Below are 25240 nucleotides of genomic sequence, written 5' to 3'. Positions count from 1 at the left end.
ATTATAAATTATTATTTTTTTCCCATTCATTTAATGTATAAGATTTTATAGATATAGCGTGAATTTTATTTTTTGTAATCATATTGATTAAAGGTTTGTAAATCATTTTTTGTCTTGTAACTTGACTACTTCCTTTGAACACGTCTCCTATAGCTGTTATTTTAAAATGATTATTCTCTTCTGTTACATAAACTTCTTTTAAATTTAATTGTTCTTTCAGAATAAATTCTATTTTTTTTGTATTCATGTCTAATTTTCTTTTAATTATTTTTATAAAACGTTAAATTTTTTAAAATTTTGATAAATTTTATTTTTTACATTAAAATATATCTTGAATTAAAATTAGGTATTTATATTCATAATATATATATACTTAAAATCTATAATTGTATAAATATTTTATATGTATCAAAAATATCAAGTTTAATAACTTTTTTAATATATTTTGTTAAAATAAATTATTTCAACAAATCACTTATATTTTTTTTATGAAATTTTATCAATGATAAAATAATATTACTATACTTTTATCTAAAGCATTACTTTTTATAAAAAGTAAAAACTTTTCTTTTTATTTTAAATATTTTTTTAATATAAAATATTTTAAAAAACTTTATAGGAAGCAATACTTTTTATAAATATTTTTTTAAGAAGTAAAATTAATGAGGTGTTTTATTATATGATTAATTTAATCCCCATGACTGTTAGAGGTGCTGAAAAACTCCGTGAAGAGCTTGAAAAACTAAAAAATGTAAAACGTCCTCGTATTATTCTTGCAATCACAGAAGCGAGAAAACATGGTGATTTAAAAGAAAATGCTGAATATCACTCCGCTCGAGAAGAACAAAGTTTTTGTGAAGGGCGTATACAAGAAATTGAATCTAAGTTATCTAATGCTCAAATTATAGATATAACAAAGATCTCAAATGATGGACGAGTTGTTTTTGGTTCTACAGTAACTGTTTTAAATATTGAAACAAATGAAATATTTACTTATCAGATTGTTGGTGATGATGAAGCTAATTTTAAAAAAAATTTAATTTCCATTAATTCTCCAATGTCAAGAGGATTAATTGGTAAAACTGTTAATACTGTTGTTATTATATGCACACCATCGGGTGATGTTCAATATAAGATTTTACGGATAGATTATATTTAAATAAACTTTTTTTAAAATTTCTCCACAAATCTTTTACAAAGATATTACAAACATGATTTATAAAAAAGTATCAAAGAGTTCTCATCGTTGGTTACTAGAGCATTTTAATGACAAATATGTTAAGGAGGCACAAAAAAATAGATTACGTTCACGATCTTGGTTTAAATTAGAAGAAATTGATAAAAAAAATAAATTATTTAGAAGTGGAATGCATGTTCTTGACCTAGGATCTTCTCCTGGAGGTTGGTCTCAATATGCAGTTAGTAAAATAGGAAAAAAAGGTCACGTTATAGCTTTTGATATATTACCTATGAAAAAAATAATAGGTGTTGACTTTTTTCAGATAGATTTTTTTAATAAAAAAAAATTACAGTTAATGTTAAATAATTTTTCTAATTCTAATTTTAATGTAATTATGTCGGATATGGCACCAAATATGACAGGTTGTTCATTTATTGATATGCCTAGAATTATTGAAATATGTAATATAGCTTTGAAAATATCCAATTGTTTATTATCTCGAAATGGTATTCTTTTATTAAAGTCATTTCAAGGAGAAGGTTTCAATGATTTTTTTTCGCAGATGAAATTATTTTTTTCAAAAATTAAAATTTTTAAACCTAAAACTTCTCGAGCAAGATCTCGAGAAATATTTATTCTAGCAACCAGATAAAAAATAATAATCTGTGTTGTTTTTTAACAATAGATGTTAATGAGAGGTTGTTCCATTGAGTGACATGGTTAAAAACCTGATCTTTTGGTTATTTATTACAGTTATTTTAATGTCTGTTTTTCAGAATTTTAATTCTAGTGATACAAGTAATCACAGAGTTGATTATTCTACTTTTTTATCAGAAGTTAATCAAGATCAGGTCCGTGAAGCATATATTAACGGACGGACAATAAGTGTTATCAAAAAAGATAGTAGTAAATATATTACATATATTCCTATTAATGATCCTAAGTTATTAGACAATCTTTTAACAAAAAACGTTAAAATTGTTGGTGAAGTACCTGAAGAACCAAGTCTTCTTATTTCTATTTTCATTTCTTGGTTTCCAATGTTATTGTTAATTGGTGTTTGGATTTTTTTTATGCGTCAAATGCAAATGGGTGGAGGAAAAGGAGCAATGTCTTTTGGTAAGAGTAAAGCTCGCATGTTATCAGAAGATCAAATTCAAACGACTTTTTCTGATGTTGCCGGATGTGATGAAGCTAAAGAAGAAGTTAGCGAATTAGTTGAATATTTAAAAGAACCTACTCGTTTTCAAAAGCTAGGGGGGAAAATTCCTAAGGGGATATTAATGGTAGGACCTCCTGGAACAGGAAAAACATTACTTGCAAAAGCAATAGCAGGTGAAGCTAAAGTTCCATTTTTTACTATTTCAGGTTCTGATTTTGTTGAAATGTTTGTTGGAGTTGGTGCATCCAGAGTAAGAGATATGTTTGATCATGCTAGAAAATCTGCACCATGTATTATATTTATTGATGAAATTGATGCAGTTGGTCGTCAAAGAGGTGCTGGTTTAGGTGGAGGACATGATGAAAGAGAACAAACATTAAATCAAATGCTTGTAGAAATGGATGGGTTTGATGGTAATGAAGGAGTAATTTTAATAGCTGCTACTAATAGACCAGATGTTTTAGATCCTGCTTTACTTCGACCAGGTCGTTTTGATCGACAGGTGATTGTAGCATTACCAGATGTTCGTGGTCGTGAACAAATTTTAAAAGTACATATGCGAAAAGTGCCTTTATCTAAAGATGTAGATCCTATGATCATTGCTCGCGGTACACCGGGTTTCTCAGGAGCAGATTTAGCTAATTTAGTTAATGAAGCAGCTCTTTTTGCTGCCCGTTTAAATGGTCAAGTTGTTTCTATGATGGATTTTGAAAAAGCAAAAGATAAAATTATGATGGGTTCTGAACGAAAATCTATGATAATGAGTAATTTACAAAAAGAATCAACTGCATACCATGAATCTGGTCATGTTATTATTGGTAGATTAGTACCCGATCACGATCCTGCACATAAAGTTACTATTATTCCTAGAGGACAAGCATTAGGCGTAACTTTTTTTTTACCAGAATCAGATGTACTCAGTATTAGTCGGCAAAAATTAGAGAGTCAGATATCTACACTGTATGGTGGTCGATTAGCAGAAGAAATTATTTATGGTGTTAAAAATGTTTCTACTGGTGCAGTTAATGATATTAAAGTAGCTACAAATTTAGCACGAAATATGGTAACTCAATGGGGATTTTCAGATAAACTTGGCCCTTTATTATATGCAGAAGAAGAAGGGGAAGTATTTTTAGGTCGTTCTGTTGCAAAAGCAAAACACATGTCTGATGATACAGCTCGAATTATTGATGAAGAAGTTAAATTGTTAATTGAAGTAAACTATAATCGAGCAAGAAAAATTTTGAATGAAAATATTGATATTTTGCATGCCATGAAAGACGCTTTAATAAAATATGAAACTATTGATTCATTACAAATCGATGATTTAATGGCGAGACGAGATGTGCGTAATCCAAAGGGATGGTCTGAGATTGATCAAAATAAAAATATTTAAAGAAATAAATTTTTAAATTATTTACTATTTTTGCTTGATCTTAGAAAATACGTTGTTTTTGAATAAATAAAATTTTAATGTCAATTATATTATTTTTTTAAAATGTATTAAAATAAGATGAAGTAATAAAATTATTATAGCTTCATCTTGTTTTTCTATAAAATATAAAATTTTATTTTTTTGAAATTTGTATATTAAAAAAATAATTTAAATCAATATAAGGGTAAAATAATTATGAAATATTTTCAAACAGACGGTATACGTGGTAAGGTAGGAAAAAAACCAATTACTCCAGATTTTTTATTAAAATTAGGACAAGTTATTGCAATAGTATTAGGTAAAAATAAAAAAAAAAATTATTATAGGTAGAGATACACGGATTTCAGGATGTATGTTACAGTACTCTTTAGAATTCGGAATTTTATCAAAAGGTTTTTCAACTTTATTAGCAGGTTGTATAACTACTCCTGCAATTGCATATTTAACGCGATCTTTGAATGTTTCTGCTGGAATTGTAATTTCAGGTTCTCATAATCTTTTTTATGATAATGGAATAAAAATTTTTTTTGGTAATGGTGTTAAATTAACTAAGGAAATAGAAAATTTTATTGAAAAAAAATTAAACGATTCTTTGTATGATTCTTCTTATTCGAGAGTATTTGGTTTTTCTGAAAAAATTACAAATGCTAAAAAAAAGTATATTAATTTTTGTAAAAATACTTTCCCTCGCAATATTAACTTATCTAAATTTACTATTGTACTAGATTGTGCCAATGGTGCAACTTATAAAATAGCACCTAAAATTTTTGAAGATCTCGGTGCTAAAGTGATAACTTCTTCTATCTTTCCAAATGGTATGAATATTAATGAAAATTCCGGATCTACTAATGTTTATGATTTAAAAAAATTAGTTTTATTAAAAAAAGCTGATATTGGTTTAGCATTTGATGGTGATGGAGATCGTGTTATTATGGTAGATCATTTGGGCAACGAAGTGAATGGAGATCAAATTATTTACATAATTGCTCAAGAATATTTAAAAAACAATCAACTGAAAGGTGGAGTAGTAGGTACCTTAATGACTAATATAGGTTTAGTATTAGGATTGAAAAAACTTGGTATACCTTTTTGTGCAGCAAATATAGGAGATCGTTATATATATGAAAAAATGCAAGAGAAAAAATGGATTCTTGGTGCAGAACAATCAGGACATATTATTTTATTAGATAAACATTCTACTGGAGATGGAATTATAGCTAGTTTACAAGTATTATTAATTATGATTAAAAATAATTTATCTTTGTATTTTTTATCTAATCAAATAAAGTTGTTACCACAAATATTATTTAATGTTTTTTTTAATAAAGATCTAAATTTTGAAAAAAATTTAAAATTTCAATCTATTTTTTTTAAATATAAAAATATTTTAGGTAAAAAAGGTCGTTTGCTTGTACGAAAATCTGGTACAGAACCATATGTTCGTATTATGGTCGAGGGGGAAAATTATGTTCAGATAAAAAAAATAGCATATGATATTTCAAATACAATTAAATCCATATAATTTTTTAAATTAAAAAAATATATATTTTGATATATACTATTTAAAATACTTTAGAAAAAAATAATTCATATTTATTAAAAATTTTTTTAAAAAATATATTTGATCTGTTTTTATCTATAAATATAACGTATTTTTTAAATAAAATTTTCCTAAGATATTTATATTTAAAAAATGATTTATATAAGAGGATAGTAATATTGTATGTATTTATTTTTTTTAATTTTTTTAGTTTTAATTTCTTTTTCCTTAATTTTTTTAATTTTATTACAGTCAGGGAAGGGGTTTAGTAATAATATTCATTTAAATACATCAAATCATTTTAAAATTTTTAATAGTTTTAGAAATGGTGGTTTTTTAAAAAATTCTATTGGAGTAATTGCCTGCTGTTTTTTAATTATCAGTATTATTTTATGTAATATTAATGATAAAAAAGTTAATTCAGATTTTTTTTTAGATAATAAAAAACAAAAAGTGTTTATGAATAGAAAAGAGGAATTAAAAATATTAAATAATGAACTGCCAAATTAAATTTTAAATATATTAGTTTATATTTTTTTATATATCTAATGATAATACCGAGGTGGTGGAATTGGTAGACACGTTATCTTGAGGGGATAATGCTAATAAGCATATGGGTTCAAGTCCCATCCTCGGTAATATTTTAAGTATTCAATTAATCTTTTTTCCATTTTAAAAAAATTTTTTTTATATAAAAGGTATTTTAGTTTTTTATTATTTTATTAATAGGGTGATCTTACCTAAAACCCCGAATTTTCGGGGTTTTTTATTATGATATTTATTTAAAAAATTTTTAGTTTGAGGTTGTCTAAGATGAATAAAGAAATCTTAGCTGTTGTAGAAGCTGTCTCTAATGAGAAATCGCTTCCACGCGAAAAAATTTTTGAAGCTTTAGAAATTGCATTAGCAACAGCAACTAAGAAAAAACATGAACAAGAAATTGATGTTCGAGTGAGTATAAATCGTAAAACGGGAAATTTTAGTACTTTTAGACGATGGATGGTAGTAGAGATAGTAACAAATCCAACAAAAGAAATTACTTTAGAAGCTGCTTGTTTTGAGGGTGACCAAGTTAAAATTAATGATTATATAGAAGATAAAATAAAATCTGTTAATTTTGACAGAATAACAACTCAAACTGCAAAACAGGTAATTGTCCAAAAAGTACGCGAAGCAGAACGAGCAATGTTGGTTGATCAATTTCGAAAGCATATTGGCCAAATAATTACTGGAATAGTTAAAAAAATTCACCGAGATAATCTTGCTTTAGACCTAGGTAATAATGCTGAAGCATTAATTTTGCGAGAAGGTATGTTACCCCGAGAAAATTTTCGTCCTGGAGATCGTATTCGTGGTATTTTATATGGAGTGTATCCAGAATCTCGTGGGGCTCAATTATTTCTAAGTCGCTCTAAAGTTGAAATGTTAATTGAATTATTTCGTATAGAAGTTCCTGAAATTGGAGAGGAAATTATTGAAATTAAAGCTGCTGCACGTGATCCTGGTTCGCGAGCTAAAATAGCAGTAAAAACAAATGATCAGCGTATTGATCCAGTGGGAGCTTGTGTTGGTATGAGAGGAGCACGTGTACAAGCTGTCTCAAGTGAATTGTGTGGGGAGCGAATTGATATTATTTTATGGGATGATAATCCTGCACAATTTGTGATTAACGCCATGGCGCCTGCTGATGTTGTTTCCATTATAGTAGATGAAGATCATCATACTATGGATATTGCTGTAGATTCAACTAATTTAGCGCAAGCCATTGGACGAAATGGTCAAAATGTTCGATTAGCTTCTCAGATTAGTGGTTGGGAACTTAATGTTATGACCACAGAAGATCTTCATGCTAAACATAAAGAAGAAGCTCATATTGCATTTAGTACTTTTAAAAAAAATTTAAATGTTAACGAAAAAATTATTAATATTTTAGTTAAAGAGGGATTTTCTTCTCTTGAAGAATTAGCTTATATACCATTTAATGAATTGTTATCCATTAATAATCTAACTAGAAAAGAAGTACAATTAGTTCGAGATGGTGCTAAAAAGGGATTACTTCTTATAGAAGAAGATCAAAGAAATCAAATTAAAAACAAAAAAATTGAAAAAGGTTTGTTAAATATAAATGGTATGAGTCAAGTATTAGCTTTAAAATTAGCTGAAAAAAATATATTTACCGTAGAAGAATTAGCTAATCAAGGGATAGATGATTTAATTGATATTAAAAATTTAAGTTCTGATCAAGCCGGTTTGCTAATTATGGAAGCTCGTAATATATGTTGGTTTGGTGATAAGTCTAATAATAGGAAGGAATAGTATGGTTGAAGTAAATTTAAAAAATTTATCAAATGAAATTAAAATGCCTGTTCAAGAATTAATTAAAAAGTTATCTGAAATTGGCATTTTAAAAAATGAAAATGATTCTATTAATTTAGAAGAAAAGAAAAATTTATTAAAATATTTAGAGAATAAAAAGAAATCTTGTTTAAATACTTTTGTTTTACAAAGAAAAACACGAAGCACTTTAAATGTTTTAACTCCAGGAGGAAAGAATAAATCTGTTCAAATAGAAGTAAGAAAAAAAAGATCATATACTAAAAGTAATAAATCTGAATTAGAATCTTTATTAAAAGATAAACTTATATATCAAAAAAAAGAACAAAAAAATATTTTAAATGAAAAAGTTTTTGAAAAAAATATCAATATTTCAGAAGAAAATAGAGTTAATAAAAATTTAACAAATTTAAATAAATTAAGTCAATTAAAAAAAACAAATGTTGTTAAAAAAAATGAAAAAAACAAGTCTTTTAAGAAAAATACAGATTTAAAAAAACATGGATTTCATACAAAATCTATAATCAAAGAAAGCACTGAAAATTTAAAATTGCATAAAAAAGAAGATAAAGACTATCATTTATCAAAATCAATTCATATTCGAAATATTGAAGATGAAAATAATTCAGAAATAGAAAAAAATAAAAGAAATTATTATAGAAATACAAAAAATTATCGTCAAAACAAAAATAATAAAAAAAATAGTAAAATAAAAAATAAAAAAGATGAAATTAGAGTTTCTAAAAATAGGAAAAACATAAAACAAAAAAATAAATCTGTTTTATTACAACAGATTTTTAAAAAACCAGAAGTTGTTGTTAATAGAGATGTTGTAATTAATCATACTATTACAGTTTCTGAATTGGCTAACAAAATGGCAATAAAAAGTTCTGAAGTAATAAAAAATATGATGAATATGGGAATAATAGGTACAATTAATCATATTCTTGATCAAGAAACTGCTCAATTAATTGCAGAAGAAATGGGTCATAAAGTTATTTTACATCGTGAAAATGAATTAGAAGAACGAGTGATGAAAGACCGTGATACGGGAAATAATGTTTCTATGATACGTGCTCCTGTAGTAACTATTATGGGACATGTTGATCATGGAAAGACATCACTATTAGATTATATTCGTTCTACAAAAGTCGCATGTAATGAAGCAGGTGGTATTACGCAAAACATTGGTGCTTATTATGTTACTACTGATTTAGGATCTATTACTTTTTTAGATACTCCAGGACATTCTGCTTTTACAGGTATGAGATCTCGAGGAGTTAAGATTACTGATATTGTTGTATTAGTTGTTGCAGCTGATGATGGAGTGAAACCGCAAACAATTGAAGCAATTCAACATGCAAAAGAAGCGAATGTTCCAATTATAGTTGCTATTAATAAAATAGATAAAATTAATTCAAATATAAACCAAATTAAAAATGATTTAACAAAACATGACATTCTTTCAGAAGAATGGGGGGGAGATAATATATTTGTATCAGTTTCTGCAAAAACTGGAGAAGGTATAGATCAGTTGTTAAATACTATACTACTACAATCAGAAATATTAGAGCTTAACGCTATATCTTCAGGTATGGCTGAGGGCGTAGTAATAGAGTCTTTTCTTGATAAAGGTCGAGGACCAATTGCAACTGTTTTAGTTCAAAAAGGGAGTTTAAAAAAAGGAGATATTATATTATGTGGTTTAGAGTATGGTCGTATTAAGGTTTTGCGCAACGAAATTGGAAAATTAATAAATAGTGCAGGTCCATCAATTCCAGTAGAAGTTTTAGGGTTATCTAAAGTTCCATTTGCAGGTGATAAAATAACTGTAGTACGTAATGAAAAAAAAGCTAAAGAAGTATCTTATTATAGAAAAAATAAATCTCGTGAAATGAAGTTAGCAAATCAAAATAGATCAAGTTTAGAAAATATGTTTGAAAAAATAAAAAAAAGTAATTTTTCTGAATTAAAAATTATTCTTAAATCTGATGTACAGGGTTCATTAGAAGCTATTTCTGGAGCATTAAAAAAACTATCTACTGATGAAGTAAAAGTAAATATTATAGGATCAGGTATTGGTGGGATTACTGAAAATGATGCCTCTTTAGCATTAGCGTCGAATGCTATTATTTTGGGTTTTAATGTTCGAGCAGATGCTTCTGCTAAAAAAATAATTAATTTAGAAAATTTAGATTTGCGTTATTATTCAGTTATTTATCATTTAATTGACGAAGTAAAATTAGCTATGACAGGTCTTTTGTCACCTGAACTAAAACAAAATATTATTGGTTTAGCTGAAGTAAGAAATATATTTAAATCTCCTCAATTTGGTTTAATTGCTGGATGTATGGTAACTGAAGGCATTATTAAACGAAAAAATCCGATTCGCATATTAAGAGATAATATAGTTGTATATGAAGGGGAGTTGGAATCATTACGTCGTTTTAAAGAAGATATAAATGAAATACGAAATGGAATGGAATGTGGAATTGGTATAAAAAATTATAACGATATTCGCATTGGAGATAATATAGAAGTATTTGAAATAAAAGAAGTAAAAAGAATATTATAAAAATTCATGTTATAGAATATTATATATTTTTACAATATCTTAAATTTGGTAATAAAATTATGGAAAAATCATTTAATCGATCTTCTCGAATTGCTCAAGAATTACAAAAAAAAATAGCTATGATTATACAATATTCTCTTAAAGATCCACGTGTGAAGATTATGATAACAGTTTCTCAAGTACGATTATCAAGAGATTTATCTTATGCTCAAGTTTTTATTAGTTTTTTAGAAACTGAAAATAATTTAACTGTAAAAAAGATATTAATGTTATTAAATAAAGCCTCTGGTTACATTCGAAAATTATTATGTAAGACAATGAATTTAAGAATGGTTCCAAATATTGTTTTTTTTCATGATGACTCATTTTTTAAGGGTAATAAAATTTCTATATTATTAAATAAAGTAAAAAAAGATAATAACATTATGTTATGAATAAAATAAAGGATAAATAAATGTTTTTTCATAAAAAACGTGATGTTAATGGTTTTTTGTTGTTAGATAAACCTAAAGGAATATCTTCTAATAGTGCTTTACAAGAAGTGAAAAATATTTTTAATGCTAAAAAAGCAGGTTATATTGGTACTTTAGATCCTTTAGCTACAGGTATGTTACCAATTTGTTTTGGTGAAAGCACAAAATTTTCTAATTATTTAAATCAATCTGATAAAAAATATAATGTAATTGCTAAATTTGGTGAAAGCACATCTACAGGTGATTCTTATGGTACAATTTTAAAAAAAAGACCTATTTTATTTAATTTTTTTGAACTGAGTTCTGCATTAAAGAAATTAACAGGTTCAATTAATCAAATACCTTCAATGTATTCAGCAATTAAATATCGTGGTATACCCTTATATAAATATGCCCGAAGGGGGATAAAAATTGAACGTAGCATAAGACATGTTTTTATATATAAAATTGATCTTCTTAAACAAGGAAAAGATTGGATCGAATTAAATGTGTATTGTTCAAAAGGTACTTATATTAGAACATTTATTGAAGATTTAGGAGAACAATTACTTTGTGGAGCTCATGTTATTTCATTGCGTCGTTTAAAAATAAGCTTGCTTCCTTATTCTAAATTAAAATCAATATCTTTTTTAAAAAATTTACTAAACAAAAAAAAGATTGAAAAAAGAGATATTTTCACAAAATTAGATAATTTATTAATGCCTATAGATACTCCAATTTGTCATTTTCCTAAAATATATATTTCTATGAAGCAATCATCTTTTTTTAAATTAGGGCAAAAAATTAATTTTATATCTAACATTGAAAATAGTTTAGTTCGTGTTTTCGAAGAATATAATAATAATTTTATTGGATTAGGAAAAATTTTTACTGGAGAATTATTAATACCATATCGATTAGTTTCGATCTTAACTAATTAATTTAATCTATATTAAATTTAATAATAGCGTGATATTATTTTTTAAATAATTTTATTAAATTGAAAATAGTTTTATATAGTTAAAAAATATGGAGTGTCACATGTCTCTTAGTTCAATAAGTATAAAAGAAACAGTTTTGAAATATAGTAAAAATGAAAAAAATACTGGGAAAACAGAAGTTCAAATCGCACTTTTGACAAATCAAATTAATCATCTTCAATTACATTTTTCTCAACATAAAAAAGATCATTGTGGTCGTAGAGGTCTTTTAAATATGGTTTCAAAGCGTCGCAAATTATTGAATTATTTAAAGAAAAAAGATATTTCTAATTATACCGCATTAATTAAAAGTTTAAAATTAAGACGCTAAAAAATTTATGTTAAAAATATTTAAAAATTTTTAATTTAAGAAAAATTTCTCATTAAGGGCTTTTGAGCCCTTTTTTTTACAATCGTGTTTAAATACTTTTTTTGTAATAAATCAATTTAAAAATCATTAAAAAATAAATAAATTTATTTTTTAAAAAATATTTTTTTCTAGAATTTATCAGGGAAAATTATATTTACTCAAAATTCTAATATTTAGAATTTTTATTTTTTAATAAATAAAAAATTAGTCTTATATTAAGGATATTATTTTGCTGAATCCCATTGTACGTAAATTTCAATATGGCCAACATACAATTACCTTAGAAACAGGTATGATGGCTCGACAAGCTACAGCATCCGTTATGGCTAGTATGGATGATACAGCAGTTTTTGTCACTGTTGTTGGGGAAAAAAAGATACATCCCCATCAAAAGTTTTTTCCTCTTACAGTTAATTATCAAGAACGTACATATGCTGTAGGTCGTATACCTGGTGGATTTTTTAGAAGAGAAGGACGTCCTAATGAAAACGAAATATTAACTGCTCGATTAATTGATAGACCCATTAGACCTTTATTTCCTAAAGGATTTTTCAATGAAGTTCAAATAATTGCTACAGTAGTTTCAGTTAATCCGCAAATAAATCCTGATATAATTTCTATTATAGGTGCATCGGCAGCATTAAGTTTATCAGGAATGCCATTTTCTGGACCAGTGGGAGCTGCAAGAGTTGGTTTTATTAATAATCAATATATTTTAAATCCTACTACAGAAGATATGAAATCTAGTTTTTTAGACCTAGTGGTTTCGGGTACTCAAAATGCTGTTTTAATGGTAGAAGCAGAATCAAAAATATTAAGTGAAGATATAGTACTTAATGCAATTATGTTTGGTCATCAACAACAGCAAGTAGTTATTAATAATATTCGTTCATTATCAAACGAAACAAGCAAATTGCCTTGGATTATATCTTATCCTGAAACGAATAAGGAATTAGAGTTAAAAATTATAAATTTATTTGAAAAAGATATAAGTCATGCATATTTAATATTAAATAAAGAAGATAGATATGCCAAATTAAATTCTATCAAAGAAGATATAACAAAATTTTTCTTGAATGAAAATGAAAATATAGATATATCAGAAATTGAAGATATTTTTCAAAAAATTGAAAAAAAAATTGTACGTAAGCGCATATTAAATAATGAAAATCGTATTGATGGAAGAGAGAAAGATATGATTCGTGCACTGGATGTGAGAACTGGTGTTTTACCCCGTACTCATGGATCAGCTTTATTTACTCGAGGTGAAACACAATCTTTAGTTTCCGTTACCTTAGGTACATCAAGGGATGCACAAAATTTAGATGAATTGTTAGGTGATAAAACTGATAATTTTTTATTTCATTACAATTTTCCCCCCTATTCTGTTGGCGAAATTGGGATAGTAGGATCTCCTAAGAGACGAGAAATCGGTCATGGCCGCCTAGCAAAAAGAAGTCTTTTAGCAGTTATGCCTAAATTAGATAATTTTCCTTATACTATAAGAATAGTATCTGAAATTACTGAATCTAATGGTTCTTCTTCCATGGCGTCTGTTTGTGGGGCATCGTTGGCATTAATGGATGCTGGTGTACCAATTACATCTGCTGTCGCAGGAATATCTATGGGTTTAGTAAAAGAAAAAGAAAAATATGTTTTACTTTCAGATATTTTAGGTGATGAAGATCATTTAGGAGATATGGATTTTAAAGTTGCTGGGACAGAAAATGGAATTACAGCATTACAAATGGACATAAAAATAGAAGGAATTACTAATGAAATTATGCGAATTGCTTTAAACAAAGCAAAATCTGCACGTTTGCATATTTTAAATATTATGAAAAAAGCTTTAAGCCAGCCTAGAAATGAAATATCTGAATTTGCTCCTCGTATACATACAATCAAAATAAACCCTGAAAAAATCAAAGATGTTATTGGTAAAGGAGGATCTGTAATCCGCATGTTAACGGAAGAAACAGGAACTATAATTGAAATAGAAGATGATGGTACAGTTAAAATATCTGCTGCAATTGGAGAAAAAGCAAAAAATGCCATTCGTAGAATTGAAGAAATTACAGCAGAAATTGAAGTCGGACGAATTTATTCTGGAAAAGTAACCCGTATTGTTGATTTTGGTGCTTTTATTTCAATAGGTATTGGTAAAGAAGGTTTAGTTCATATTTCACAAATTTCTGACAAAAGAGTCGAAAAAGTTTCTGATCATTTATCTGTAGATCAAATAATATCCGTAAAAGTATTGGAAATAGATCGTCAAGGACGTTTGCGATTAAGTATTAAAGAAGTAGAGAATTCTTGTTGTATTTAATAAATCTATAAATAATATTTATATCTGATATAATTATTTTTAAAACAATAAAAAATATTAATTTTTTATGTGATTTATATTTTTTTATATAAAACCTAAAAATTAAAAATTTTTATTTTTAATAAAATATAGATTTATATTTTATCAAATAGTACCATATGTATGGTATATAATTTTTTATATTTTTCTATAATTTATTAGAAACATATTTTTTTAAATTTACTATTATTTACTAATAATACATTTTAATTTTTAAAAAAAATTATTAGTAATAACTAATAAATATATTTTATTTTTAATATATTTATTAGATCATTTAATTTGAGCCGGTTCACAACTTTCTATGAGAATAAAAAACATATATTTTCATCATGAGCTATGTAGACTGGCCCCGGTAACTTAAAAGGCATATCTATTGCATGACTCATACTGAAAGCACATTTTCTTTTCTTGGTTTAAATCCTTTTATTATTAAATCTTTATCTAAAATGGGATATGTTAAACCTTCTCCTATTCAATCTGCCTGTATTCCATTGCTTTTAGAAGGGCGAGATGTATTAGGAATGGCACAAACAGGTAGTGGTAAAACAGCAGCTTTTTCACTGCCTTTATTAAATAATATTAATGTTAACTTAAAAGCACCTCAAATTTTAGTTTTAGCTCCAACAAGAGAGTTAGCTATGCAAGTAGCCGAAGCTTTTTCAGGTTTTTCTAAATATATTTTAGGGATTCATGTATTGCCTTTATATGGTGGACAGAGATACGAAGTACAATTACGAGCTCTTCGCCAAGGTCCTCAAATTGTTGTAGGAACTCCAGGACGTTTGTTAGATCATTTAAAGAGAGGAACACTCAACCTTTCAAATTTAGATTCTTTAGTTTTAGATGAAGCAGATGAGATGTTACGTATGGGATTTATAGAAGATGTAGAAACAATTATGTCTAAAATACCTAAAGAACATCAAACCGCCTTGTTTTCAGCAACAATGCCAGAAGCTATACGACGTATTTCTAAAAGATTTATGAATAATCCTAAAGAAATAAGAATACAATCAAATATTACTACACGTCCAGATATTAAACAAAGTTATTGGATGGTTTTTGGTAAAAAAACAGATGCATTAATCCGCTTTTTAGAAGTAGAAGATTTTTCCGCTACAATTATTTTTGTTAAAACAAAAAATGCAACTTTAGAGGTTTCTGAAGCTTTAGAACGTAATGGATATAATAGTGCTGCATTAAATGGAGATATGAATCAAGCACTACGAGAACAAACTTTAGAACGATTAAAAAATGGTCGATTAGACATTTTAATTGCTACAGATGTTGCTGCTCGGGGATTAGATGTAGACCGTATTAGTTTTGTTATTAATTATGATATTCCTATGGATTCAGAATCTTATGTGCATCGAATAGGTCGTACAGGTCGAGCCGGTCGGGCCGGTCGGGCTTTGTTATTTGTTGAAAATCGCGAGCGTCGACTATTACGTAATATTGAACGTACAATAAACCAAACTATTCCAGAAATTCAATTACCAAAAATTGAATTGTTATGTAAAAGACGACTTGAACAATTTTCTAAAAAAGTACAAGAACAATTAGAAAGTAGAGATTTAGATGAATATTCTAACTTGTTAGATAAATTATATTCTTCTAATGATTTAGATATAAAAACTCTTGCTGCTGCTTTACTTAAAATGGCTCAAGGAGAACGGCCTTTAATAATCAAAAAAGATTTATTAAAACGTCCATCTAGAGAAGCTGTTTTCAAATATGATCGTCGACGTGAAGACGGTAACCGTAATAATCGCAATCGTCGTGAACGTCGGGATATCAGAGATTTAGATTTATATCGAATTGAAGTAGGTCGGGATGATGGCGTAGAAGTTCGTCATATAGTTGGTGCCATTGCTAATGAAGGCAATATAAATAGTCGTAATATTGGTAATATTAAACTTTTTTCTTCTTATTCAACTCTAGAGTTGCCTAAAGGACTATCTAAAGATGTTATTCAACATCTTACAAAAACAAGAATTTTGAATAAACAAACAAATATGCACTTATTTCGATTTGATGTTAAAACTTATGAAAATAGAGCCACTTATAATCGCTCTACTTTTAATAAAGATAAAAATTTTAATCGTCGTTCTTCTGAAAATCGTACGAATAAGTCTAATACTATTAAAACTGAATTTAAATCATCTTTCTCTCGTCGTAAAAAAAATTAATTCTATGCCGCTTTGCGGCATATTTAATATAATTAAAATTTTTAAAAACATTTAATTTTTTTTATATTTACTTTTTAAATGCTATTGCTTCCATTTCAATTTTTACATTTTTTGGTAGTTTTTGAACTTCTATACAAGATCGAGCAGGAAATAATGATTTATTTTCTATAAAAAATTTTTCATATATGTCATTAATTATATGAATTTTTTTTAAATTAGTAGTAAAAATTGTTATTTTTAATATATCTTGTATATTGTAATTTGCAGCAATAATAATTGATTTTATATTTTTTAATACAACATATGTTTGTTCAGAAATATTATCTGGTATAATACCTGAATTAACATCAATTGGTATTTGTCCAGAAGTAAATAAAAAATTATCATTTTTTATAGCTTGCGAATATGGTCCGATAGGTTTTGGAGCATTTTTAGTTTTAACTATAACATTCATAAAGCACCATTTTTTATATTATTTAAATTGAAGTAAAAATTTTTTATATATGCAATGTTTAATTTTTTATATATAAAACTATATTTTTAGCAAATTCTTTTTCGCAATATTGACATTTTAAATTTATTTCGTTATTTATATCTTTTGTAAAAATAAAACTAGAAGTTATACAATGATCATGACTAACGCAATTGCTATTTGGACAAATTAAAATACGATCTATTTTTTTTGGCAAGGTAGGAAAAATTTTACCAACTAAATTGTATTTTTCAATGTAATTTACTGTAGCACAGGGAGCATAAATAGCTAATTGATTAATTTGGTCATCACTTAGAAAAGTATTTTCGATCTTAATTATATCTTTTTTCCCTATTTTTTGAGAAGGTAAATTTAAACCAATAGTGATTCTTTTTTCAGTTTCTGTAAATCTAAATAATGAAAGTAATTTAAATCCAATATGTGCAGGGATATGATCAATTACACTACCAGATTTAATTGCTTCAACTTGAAGTTTATTTATTTGCATTTTTTAAAAGTGTTTTTCTACTAATACTAAAGATAAAATAGCTTGACGTGCATAAATTCCATTTGCTGATTGTTTAAAATACCAAGCATAAGGTGTACAATCAACATCTTTATTTATTTCGTCTGTGCGCGGAAGAGGATGTAGTATTTTTAAATTATTGCGTACATTTTTTAAAATTGAGGCATGCAAAACGCATTTAGATTTAGCATTAGCATATTCAGTGGAATCTAATCTTTCTTTTTGAATGCGAGTCATATAAAGAATGTCAATTTCAGAAATGATTTCTTCTATGTTTTTGTATCTTTTCCAACTAATTTCTTTTTTATAAAGCATATCATTAATATAATCTGGCATGGTTAATGCATCAGGTGAGATAAAAAAAAATTGATTGTTTTTATATTTAGCTAATGCTTGTGTCAATGAATGTACTGTTCTTCCATATTTTAAATCCCCTACCATAGCGATATTTAAATTAGTAAGTTTAGTTTGTGTTTCTTTAATAGTAAATAAATCTAAAAGTGTTTGGGTAGGATGTTGGTTGGCACCGTCTCCTGCATTAAATATTGGTATGCCATTAGATAATTCTGCAGCTAAACGTGCTGATCCTTCTTGAGGATGTCGGATAATAATTGCATCTACATATGAACTTATTACTGAAATAGTATCTGCTAATGTTTCCCCTTTTATAGATAAAGAAATATTATTAGCATCAGAAAATCCTATTATTGATGCTCCTAATCGATATACAGCTGTTTCAAATGATAAACGAGTGCGTGTTGATGCTTCAAAAAAACAACTGGCAATAATTTTATTTTTTAATAAACTAGACTGTGGTTGTTTTTTTAGCATTTCAGATTTTTTTAAAACTAGTTCTAACTCATTATGATTAAGATCATTAATTGAAATTATATGTTTTTTATATAGAGAATTTCTCAACGTTTATTTTCCTTAATTATCGTGGAAAAGATAGCGTTTGATACCTTATCAGTATATAAAGAGATAAGAAAAAATTTATTGAATAATTGTTTATATATTGAAAATATAATATTATTTTTTATGTTGAATTAAATATATATTTTTTTCAAAATTGAATTTTTTTTACAAGACTAGATATGATAATTGCTTTGATAGTATGCAATCTATTTTCTGCTTGTTCAAATATAGTTTCTTGATGTTTTTGAAAAATTGTATCTGTTATTTCCATACCATGTTTAAATCCATATTCATTTAATATAGATTTTCCAATAGTAGTTTTTTGATCATGCAAAGCAGGAAGACAATGTAGTATTTTTACATTATTGTTTTTTGTTATATTGATCATAGAATCATTTAATTGATAATTTTTTAACAATTCAATTCTTTCTTTCCATATTTTTTTATTTTCTCCCATAGATACCCAAACATCAGTATATATAAAATCTACATTTTTTACACCTTCATTAATGTTTTCAGTACACATAATATTACCTTTGTTTTTTTTTGCTATGTTTTTACATAGTAATAAAAGATTTTTATCCGGCCAACATTTTTTTGGAGATATCAAACGTAAATCTAATCCTATAACAGCCGCTGCTTCTAAAAGACTATTACCTATATTATTATGTGAATCACCTACATACGCACACTTTATATCGAAAAAATTTTTATTTGGAAAAATTTCTTTCATGGTTAATAAATCAGCAATTATTTGTGTAGGATGAAATTTTTCAGTTAATCCATTCCATATTGGTATGCTCGCATGTTTTGCTAAAATCTCTATAGTTTCATGATTATGACCTCGATATTGAATCCCGTCATATAATCTACTAAGTACTTTTGCAGTATCTTCAATTGATTCTTTTGTTCCAAGATGAGTGCTACCTGGTCCAAGATAAGTAACATGAGCACCTTGATCAAAAGCAGCAATTTCAAATGAACATCTTGTTCGAGTTGATTCTTTTTCAAAAATTAAAGCAATATTTTTTTGTTTAAGTAATTGAATTTCTTTTCGATTTTTTTTATCTTTTTTTAATTTTATAGATAATGCTATAATATTTTTTAACTCTGCACTAGTAAAGTCTAGTAGTCTTAAAAAATCACGTTGATAAAGTTCGTTCATAAATTATTTTCTCTATAGAAAGTTAGATAAAAAATATATTTTTTACTATAGTTTAAATTAGAAGTTAAAAAAAACACTATATAGTATATAATATTTTTTTATTTTATTTTTTTGTATATAAAATATATAAACAATTAAAAATTTTTATAAATAATATTTTTAAGAGATAATATCATGAAATTTTTTATTAAAAACTCTATTTTAGAAAAAGAAAAAACTGATTGTATAATAATAGGTGTCTTTGAATCTTGTAACTTTGAATCTGATGAGAATTACTTACATCCTTCTATCTGTATTTATATTAATAATTTAATTAAAAAAGGTGACATAGATGGTCATATAGGTCAAACGCTTTTATTATATAATATTCCGAATATAATTTGTGAAAGAATTTTGTTAGTTGGGTGCGGAAAAAAAAATAATTTAAATAGACATCATCTCAATAAAATTATAAATAGTGCTATGACAGTATTAAATAAGCGTTCTATTCAAAATATTATTATTTCATTAAAAAAAATTATTCTTAAAGAAAATGATATATATTGGTCCATTAGGGGTATAATAAATTCTATCAATGCATTTTTATATAAAATTTCAGAAAAAAATATATATTTAAATGCCATTTCATTTCATATAAAACAAAACAATTATTTGAATATAGCTCAAAATGCTTTAAAACATAGTTTAGCAATCAATTCTGGGATTATAGCAGCAAAAAAAATAAGTGATTTACCACCTAATATTTGCAATCCTCTGTATTTATCGAAAAAAGTTCAAAAATTATCTGAAAAATATAAAGATATGATGAATTCAACAGTAATTGATATAAAAGAAATGGAAAATTTAGGTATGAATGCTTATATTGCAGTTGGAAAGGCATCTAAAAATAAACCATATATGTCTGTAATAGAATATTCTGGAAGAAATATAATTAAAAAAGACCAAAAAGTTATTATATTAATTGGAAAGGGATTGACATTTGATTCTGGTGGTATATCTATAAAACCATCAAAAAATATGCACGAAATGAAATACGATATGTGTGGAGCTGCAGCAGTTTATGGTACTTTAATTGCAGCTGCTGAATTAAATTTGCCTTTAAAGATTATAGGCATTTTAGCAGGTTGCGAAAATATGTTAGGAGGAAATGCATTTAGACCTGGCGATATTATAAAAACAATGTCTGGTAAAACGGTAGAAATATTAAATACAGATGCTGAAGGACGCTTGGTTTTATGTGATGTTTTAACATATGCAAAACGTTTTTCACCTGATATTATTATTGATATTGCTACTTTAACTGGAGCTTGTGTTGTCGCCTTAGGAAATAATTTTAGTGGACTTTTTTCAAATAATAATGATCTCGCTTGTTCTTTAGAAAAAGCTTCATATGAAACTCATGACAAAGTTTGGCGTTTGCCTCTATGTTCAGGTAATGAAGATGAATTACATTCTAATTGTGCAGATTTTTCAAATATTGGAAAAAGTAAAGCAGGTGCGATAAGTGCTGCTTATTTTTTATCTCAATTTTCCAAAGAATATAAATGGGCACATTTAGACATTGCTGGAACAGCTTGGAATTCTGGTAAAAAAAAAGGTGCAACAGGTCGTCCCGTTGAATTATTATCTCAATTTTTATTAAATAAATCACAATTTCTATAAATTAAAGTTAAACAAATATATTATAAATACATTTAAAATAGTAATATCGCTTTTTTAATAAATAAAGAAAAAGAAAAATGGAAAAAAATTATAACCCTAAAGATATTGAAGAACGTTTATATGATTTTTGGGAAAAAAATGATTTTTTTAAACCCAATAAAAATTTAAATAAACCAACTTTTTGTATTATGATGCCACCTCCTAATATTACAGGGAATTTACATATGGGACATGCATTTCAGCAAACTATTATGGATATATTAATACGTTATAATAGAATGCAAGGCAAGAATACATTATGGCAAGTTGGAACAGATCATGCAGGAATAGCTACACAAATTTTAATTGAACGAAAAATTTATATAGAAGAAAAAAAAACCAAAAAAGATTACAATCGAAACGATTTTATTAAAAAAATATGGGAATGGAAAAAAAAATCTAATGTATCTGTTACAAAACAAATGAGGAGATTAGGAAATTCTGTCGATTGGGGACGTGAGAAGTTTACTTTAGATCCTGATATTTGCCATGCTGTTAGAGAAGCCTTTATCATTTTATATAAAAACAATTTAATTTATCGAAAAAAAAGATTGGTACATTGGGACTCTAAATTAGAAACAGTTATATCGGATTTAGAAGTAGATCATCGTTTAATAAATGGCAAGAAATGGTTTATTCGTTATCCAATTTTAAAAAATAATAATAAAAATATTAAAATTAAATATTTATTAGTATCTACAACTAGACCAGAAACTTTGTTAGGCGATACTGCTTTAGCTATTAATCCAAAAGATTCAAGATATAATTATTTGATTGGTCAATTTGTTATATGTCCTATTGTTAACAGGATAATACCTATAATTGGAGATAATTATGCAGATTTAAAAAAAGATACCGGTTGCGTAAAAATTACTCCAGCTCATGATTTTAATGATTATGAAGTAGGTCAACGTCATAAATTACCTATGATCAATATCTTTACATTTAATGGAAAGATTAAAAATAAATTTTCTATTTATGACTATCAGGGTAAAAAATCTGATATTTATAGTTCTTTTATTCCAGATAAATTACAGAATTTAGATATTTTATCTGCAAGAAAAAAAATTGTTCATGAGATAGAAAAATTAGGATTGTTAGAACACACTAAAGAGTGCAATCTTTTAGTTCCTTATGGTGATCGCAGTGGTATTATTATACAACCAATGTTAACTAATCAATGGTACTTAAAAACATTACAATTATCTAAATTAGCTATTCATGCTGTAAAAAATAAAAAGATCACATTTATACCTGTTCAATATGAAGCAATGTATTTATCTTGGATGAAAAATATTGAAGATTGGTGCATTTCTCGTCAATTATGGTGGGGTCATCGTATTCCGGTATGGTATGATAATAAAAAAAATATATATGTAGGACATAGCGAAGAAACAATACGAAAAGAGTACAATATATCTAAAGATATTATGTTATATCAAGATAGTGATGTATTAGACACTTGGTTTTCTTCAGGTTTATGGACTTTTTCTACATTAGGTTGGCCTAAAAAAACAGAATTTTTAAGAATGTTTCATTCAACTAATGTATTAGTGAGCGGTTTTGATATTATATTTTTTTGGATTGCTCGAATGATTATGTTAACAATGTATTTTGTAAAAGATTGTCATGGAGAACCTCAAGTTCCATTTAAAGATGTTTATATTACAGGTTTAATACGTGATGAAGAAGGAAAAAAAATGTCTAAGTCACAAGGTAATGTGATTGATCCCTTAGATATGATTGATGGTATTTCTTTACAGAATTTAATTAAAAAAAGAACAAGTAATTTATTGCAACCTCATTTTTCTGAAAAAATCCGCGAATCTACTATAAAACAATTTCCCCATGGAATAGATGCAACAGGAACAGATGCTTTGCGTTTTACTTTTTCCGCATTAGCTTCTAATACGCGCGATATAAAATGGGATATGAATAGGTTAAAGGGATATCGTAATTTTTGTAATAAATTGTGGAATGCTAGTCGTTTTGTTTTAATGAATACTAAAGATCACGTTTATTTTAATTTTTTACTTGACGAAAGCATGCTATCAGTAAATAAATGGATATTAATTAAGTTTAATAAAACAGTGCAATTATATCGTGAATCATTGGATGCTTATCGATTTGATACTGCAGCAAATATTTTATATGACTTTATTTGGAACGTTTTTTGTGATTGGTATTTAGAATTTGTTAAATCAATTATAAAATTAGGTTCTTTTCAAGAAGTATATAATACCAAAAATGTTTTAATTTATGTTTTAGAATTACTTTTAAGATTATCTCATCCAATTATTCCTTTTATTACAGAATCTATTTGGCAGCGCGTAAAAAAAATTAAAAATATCAATAATAAAACAATTATGCTTCAGCCTTTTCCAGAATATAATAACCAATTATCCGATAAGAATGTACTATCTAATATAAGTTGGATACAAAAAATTATTATTTTTTTACGTAATATTAGAATTAAAATGAAAATTAGTTCTACTAAATTATTACCATTATTTTTACAAAATATTAGTTCTAAAAAAAAGAAATTAATTAAAGAAAATACATTTTTGTTAAAAAATATTGCTTATTTAAATGAAATTACTATTCTTTCCCAAGATAGTCATGAACCTTCTTTATCCATTAAAAAAGTTATTGATGAAGTAAATGTTTTAGTTCCTATCCTTAAAATAGTTAATAGAGAAGATGAATTAAAGCGATTGAGTACAGAAATAGAAAAAATAAAATCAAAGATTTTGATTTATAAAGAAACAACATCAAATCAAAAGTTTTTACGTTTTGCTCCTAAAGATATAATAAATCAAAAAATAAAAACGTTAAAAAATTTAAATAAAACATATTTAACTTTATCTCATCAATTAGAATATATTAAAATTCATTCTAAACACAATAATGCTTAAAAAAAATTTTACTAAAAGGTTTTTTATTATGTCAAATTTATATAATCGTTATTCTAAAAAAGAACTAAAAAAAAATATCTTAACTAATTCAACATCTTGTTTTATAGTTTCTTTTTATAAATATTTTCCAATTAAAAATATACAGGAATATAGAGATCAAATTTATAAAAAATTTTATCAATACAATGTTTTAGGAAGAGTATATATATCTAGTGAAGGGATTAATGCCCAAATTAGTATACCTGTAAAATTCTACCCTTTAATAAAAAATTTTTTACATAATTTTGATCCAAAACTTAATAACTTATTTATTAATAAATCTTTAAATCATGATATAAAAGCATTTTGGGTTCTTTCTGTTAAAATTAAAAAAAATCTTGTTTTTGATGATATTAAAAATATAGAATTTAATTCTAAAGATATTGGTATTTATATTGAATCTAAAGAAGTTAATTGCATGCTAAATGATCGAAAAACAATTTTTATAGATATGAGAAATTCTTATGAATATGAAATTGGTCATTTTCCAAATGCAATAGAAATTCCAAGTTTAACTTTTCGCGAACAGTTAAAAAAAGTAATTAAGATTATGCATAATAATAAGGATAAAAAAATTGTAATGTATTGTACAGGTGGCATCCGATGCGAAAAAGCCACGGCTTGGATGCGCTTTAATGGCTTTAAATATATTTATCATATTAAAGGTGGGATTATTGGTTATGTTAATGATGCTAAAAAAAATAAACAACCAATTTTATTTAAAGGGAGTAATTTTGTTTTTGATAATCGTATGAGTGAAAAAGTTTCAGATGAAATTATATCATTTTGTAAACAATGTAATAAACCTTCGGATAGATATGTAAATTGCGCTTTTAATTCGTGTCACCTTCTTTTTATTCAATGTGATAATTGTACTATTAATTTCAAAAATTGTTGTTCTAAAGATTGCATGGAACATATGTAG

General features: G+C 26.2%; 19 protein-coding genes, 1 tRNA gene and 1 pseudogene. 16 read left to right on the top strand and 5 right to left on the bottom strand.

The window, feature by feature from the left end:
* Position 1: 1 nt before the first annotated feature.
* On the bottom strand, positions 2-247 hold the full coding sequence (locus tag AB4W74_RS01945) for a BolA family protein (RefSeq protein WP_367681790.1): 246 nt from the start codon (positions 245-247) through the stop codon (positions 2-4).
* 432 nt (positions 248-679) lie between these two features.
* Between AB4W74_RS01945 and greA the strand changes: the two genes are divergently transcribed.
* The 13 genes and pseudogenes from greA to AB4W74_RS01880 all read left to right on the top strand — a co-directional run bounded on the left by greA (position 680) and on the right by AB4W74_RS01880 (position 16582).
* On the top strand, positions 680-1159 hold the full coding sequence (greA, locus tag AB4W74_RS01940) for a transcription elongation factor GreA (protein WP_367681789.1): 480 nt from the start codon (positions 680-682) through the stop codon (positions 1157-1159).
* Between the two features lie 52 nt (positions 1160-1211).
* On the top strand, positions 1212-1832 hold the full coding sequence (locus AB4W74_RS01935) for an RlmE family RNA methyltransferase (protein WP_367681788.1): 621 nt from the start codon (positions 1212-1214) through the stop codon (positions 1830-1832).
* A gap of 64 nt (positions 1833-1896) precedes the next feature.
* Positions 1897-3738, top strand: coding sequence for an ATP-dependent zinc metalloprotease FtsH (ftsH, locus tag AB4W74_RS01930; protein WP_367681787.1), 1842 nt, complete (start codon positions 1897-1899; stop codon positions 3736-3738).
* Positions 3739-3972: 234 nt separating this feature from the next.
* Positions 3973-5299, top strand: a pseudogene (glmM, locus tag AB4W74_RS01925) (phosphoglucosamine mutase).
* A 201-nt stretch (positions 5300-5500) separates the two neighbouring features.
* On the top strand, positions 5501-5827 hold the full coding sequence (gene secG, locus AB4W74_RS01920; RefSeq protein WP_367681786.1) for a preprotein translocase subunit SecG: 327 nt from the start codon (positions 5501-5503) through the stop codon (positions 5825-5827).
* 46 nt (positions 5828-5873) lie between these two features.
* Positions 5874-5955, top strand: a tRNA-Leu gene (locus tag AB4W74_RS01915).
* Between the two features lie 175 nt (positions 5956-6130).
* Entirely contained in the window at positions 6131-7633 is a 1503-nt protein-coding gene (nusA, locus tag AB4W74_RS01910; RefSeq protein ID WP_367681785.1) for a transcription termination factor NusA, read from the top strand.
* Position 7634: 1 nt separating this feature from the next.
* Positions 7635-10226, top strand: a complete 2592-nt coding sequence (gene infB / locus AB4W74_RS01905; protein WP_367681784.1) for a translation initiation factor IF-2 — start codon at positions 7635-7637, stop codon at positions 10224-10226.
* Between the two features lie 59 nt (positions 10227-10285).
* Entirely contained in the window at positions 10286-10660 is a 375-nt protein-coding gene (gene rbfA, locus AB4W74_RS01900; RefSeq protein ID WP_367681783.1) for a 30S ribosome-binding factor RbfA, read from the top strand.
* 20 nt (positions 10661-10680) lie between these two features.
* The gene (gene truB, locus AB4W74_RS01895) at positions 10681-11619 is read left to right on the top strand and encodes a tRNA pseudouridine(55) synthase TruB (protein ID WP_367681782.1); all 939 of its coding nucleotides are present in this window, start codon (positions 10681-10683) and stop codon (positions 11617-11619) included.
* A gap of 100 nt (positions 11620-11719) precedes the next feature.
* On the top strand, positions 11720-11989 hold the full coding sequence (rpsO, locus tag AB4W74_RS01890; RefSeq protein WP_367681781.1) for a 30S ribosomal protein S15: 270 nt from the start codon (positions 11720-11722) through the stop codon (positions 11987-11989).
* Between the two features lie 268 nt (positions 11990-12257).
* The gene (pnp, locus tag AB4W74_RS01885; RefSeq protein ID WP_367681780.1) at positions 12258-14354 is read left to right on the top strand and encodes a polyribonucleotide nucleotidyltransferase; all 2097 of its coding nucleotides are present in this window, start codon (positions 12258-12260) and stop codon (positions 14352-14354) included.
* Positions 14355-14773: 419 nt separating this feature from the next.
* Complete coding sequence (locus AB4W74_RS01880; protein WP_367681779.1) at positions 14774-16582, top strand: DEAD/DEAH family ATP-dependent RNA helicase; 1809 nt, start codon at positions 14774-14776, stop codon at positions 16580-16582.
* Between the two features lie 67 nt (positions 16583-16649).
* Here AB4W74_RS01880 and AB4W74_RS01875 read toward each other — a convergent pair whose 3' ends face one another.
* The 4 genes from AB4W74_RS01875 to argF all read right to left on the bottom strand — a co-directional run bounded on the left by AB4W74_RS01875 (position 16650) and on the right by argF (position 19660).
* Positions 16650-17036 (bottom strand): Rid family detoxifying hydrolase, encoded by a 387-nt coding sequence (locus tag AB4W74_RS01875; protein WP_367681778.1) that lies wholly within the window; start codon positions 17034-17036, stop codon positions 16650-16652.
* A gap of 58 nt (positions 17037-17094) precedes the next feature.
* Positions 17095-17562 (bottom strand): aspartate carbamoyltransferase regulatory subunit, encoded by a 468-nt coding sequence (pyrI, locus tag AB4W74_RS01870; protein WP_367681777.1) that lies wholly within the window; start codon positions 17560-17562, stop codon positions 17095-17097.
* 3 nt (positions 17563-17565) lie between these two features.
* Positions 17566-18498: an aspartate carbamoyltransferase gene (pyrB, locus tag AB4W74_RS01865; protein ID WP_367681776.1), complete on the bottom strand. Its 933-nt coding sequence runs from the start codon at positions 18496-18498 to the stop codon at positions 17566-17568.
* Positions 18499-18643: 145 nt separating this feature from the next.
* Positions 18644-19660, bottom strand: a complete 1017-nt coding sequence (gene argF / locus AB4W74_RS01860; protein WP_367681775.1) for an ornithine carbamoyltransferase — start codon at positions 19658-19660, stop codon at positions 18644-18646.
* A 174-nt stretch (positions 19661-19834) separates the two neighbouring features.
* On the opposite strand from argF, the gene AB4W74_RS01855 reads away from it, so the two are divergent.
* The 3 genes from AB4W74_RS01855 to AB4W74_RS01845 all read left to right on the top strand — a co-directional run bounded on the left by AB4W74_RS01855 (position 19835) and on the right by AB4W74_RS01845 (position 25240).
* On the top strand, positions 19835-21322 hold the full coding sequence (locus tag AB4W74_RS01855; protein ID WP_367681774.1) for a leucyl aminopeptidase: 1488 nt from the start codon (positions 19835-19837) through the stop codon (positions 21320-21322).
* Between the two features lie 77 nt (positions 21323-21399).
* The gene (locus AB4W74_RS01850) at positions 21400-24276 is read left to right on the top strand and encodes a valine--tRNA ligase (RefSeq protein ID WP_367681773.1); all 2877 of its coding nucleotides are present in this window, start codon (positions 21400-21402) and stop codon (positions 24274-24276) included.
* 28 nt (positions 24277-24304) lie between these two features.
* Positions 24305-25240, top strand: coding sequence for a rhodanese-related sulfurtransferase (locus AB4W74_RS01845; protein ID WP_367681772.1), 936 nt, complete (start codon positions 24305-24307; stop codon positions 25238-25240).

It is taken from the genome of Buchnera aphidicola (Hyalopterus amygdali), from assembly GCF_964059015.1.
Classification (GTDB): domain Bacteria; phylum Pseudomonadota; class Gammaproteobacteria; order Enterobacterales; family Enterobacteriaceae; genus Buchnera; species Buchnera aphidicola_BN.
The sequence above is the reverse complement of the archived record's forward strand: the minus strand, read 5'-3'. Positions and strand labels throughout refer to the sequence as shown.

Excerpts from the sequence above, each read along its gene's own strand:
- AB4W74_RS01945 (WP_367681790.1), bottom strand. The coding sequence starts at position 247 with ATGAATACAAAAAAAATAGAATTTATTCTGAAAGAACAATTAAATTTA.
- greA (WP_367681789.1), top strand. The coding sequence starts at position 680 with ATGATTAATTTAATCCCCATGACTGTTAGAGGTGCTGAAAAACTCCGT.
- AB4W74_RS01935 (WP_367681788.1), top strand. The coding sequence starts at position 1,212 with ATGATTTATAAAAAAGTATCAAAGAGTTCTCATCGTTGGTTACTAGAG.
- ftsH (WP_367681787.1), top strand. The coding sequence starts at position 1,897 with ATGGTTAAAAACCTGATCTTTTGGTTATTTATTACAGTTATTTTAATG.
- secG (WP_367681786.1), top strand. The coding sequence starts at position 5,501 with ATGTATTTATTTTTTTTAATTTTTTTAGTTTTAATTTCTTTTTCCTTA.
- nusA (WP_367681785.1), top strand. The coding sequence starts at position 6,131 with ATGAATAAAGAAATCTTAGCTGTTGTAGAAGCTGTCTCTAATGAGAAA.
- infB (WP_367681784.1), top strand. The coding sequence starts at position 7,635 with ATGGTTGAAGTAAATTTAAAAAATTTATCAAATGAAATTAAAATGCCT.
- rbfA (WP_367681783.1), top strand. The coding sequence starts at position 10,286 with ATGGAAAAATCATTTAATCGATCTTCTCGAATTGCTCAAGAATTACAA.
- truB (WP_367681782.1), top strand. The coding sequence starts at position 10,681 with ATGTTTTTTCATAAAAAACGTGATGTTAATGGTTTTTTGTTGTTAGAT.
- rpsO (WP_367681781.1), top strand. The coding sequence starts at position 11,720 with ATGTCTCTTAGTTCAATAAGTATAAAAGAAACAGTTTTGAAATATAGT.
- AB4W74_RS01880 (WP_367681779.1), top strand. The coding sequence starts at position 14,774 with ATGACTCATACTGAAAGCACATTTTCTTTTCTTGGTTTAAATCCTTTT.
- AB4W74_RS01875 (WP_367681778.1), bottom strand. The coding sequence starts at position 17,036 with ATGAATGTTATAGTTAAAACTAAAAATGCTCCAAAACCTATCGGACCA.
- pyrI (WP_367681777.1), bottom strand. The coding sequence starts at position 17,562 with ATGCAAATAAATAAACTTCAAGTTGAAGCAATTAAATCTGGTAGTGTA.
- argF (WP_367681775.1), bottom strand. The coding sequence starts at position 19,660 with ATGAACGAACTTTATCAACGTGATTTTTTAAGACTACTAGACTTTACT.
- AB4W74_RS01855 (WP_367681774.1), top strand. The coding sequence starts at position 19,835 with ATGAAATTTTTTATTAAAAACTCTATTTTAGAAAAAGAAAAAACTGAT.
- AB4W74_RS01850 (WP_367681773.1), top strand. The coding sequence starts at position 21,400 with ATGGAAAAAAATTATAACCCTAAAGATATTGAAGAACGTTTATATGAT.
- AB4W74_RS01845 (WP_367681772.1), top strand. The coding sequence starts at position 24,305 with ATGTCAAATTTATATAATCGTTATTCTAAAAAAGAACTAAAAAAAAAT.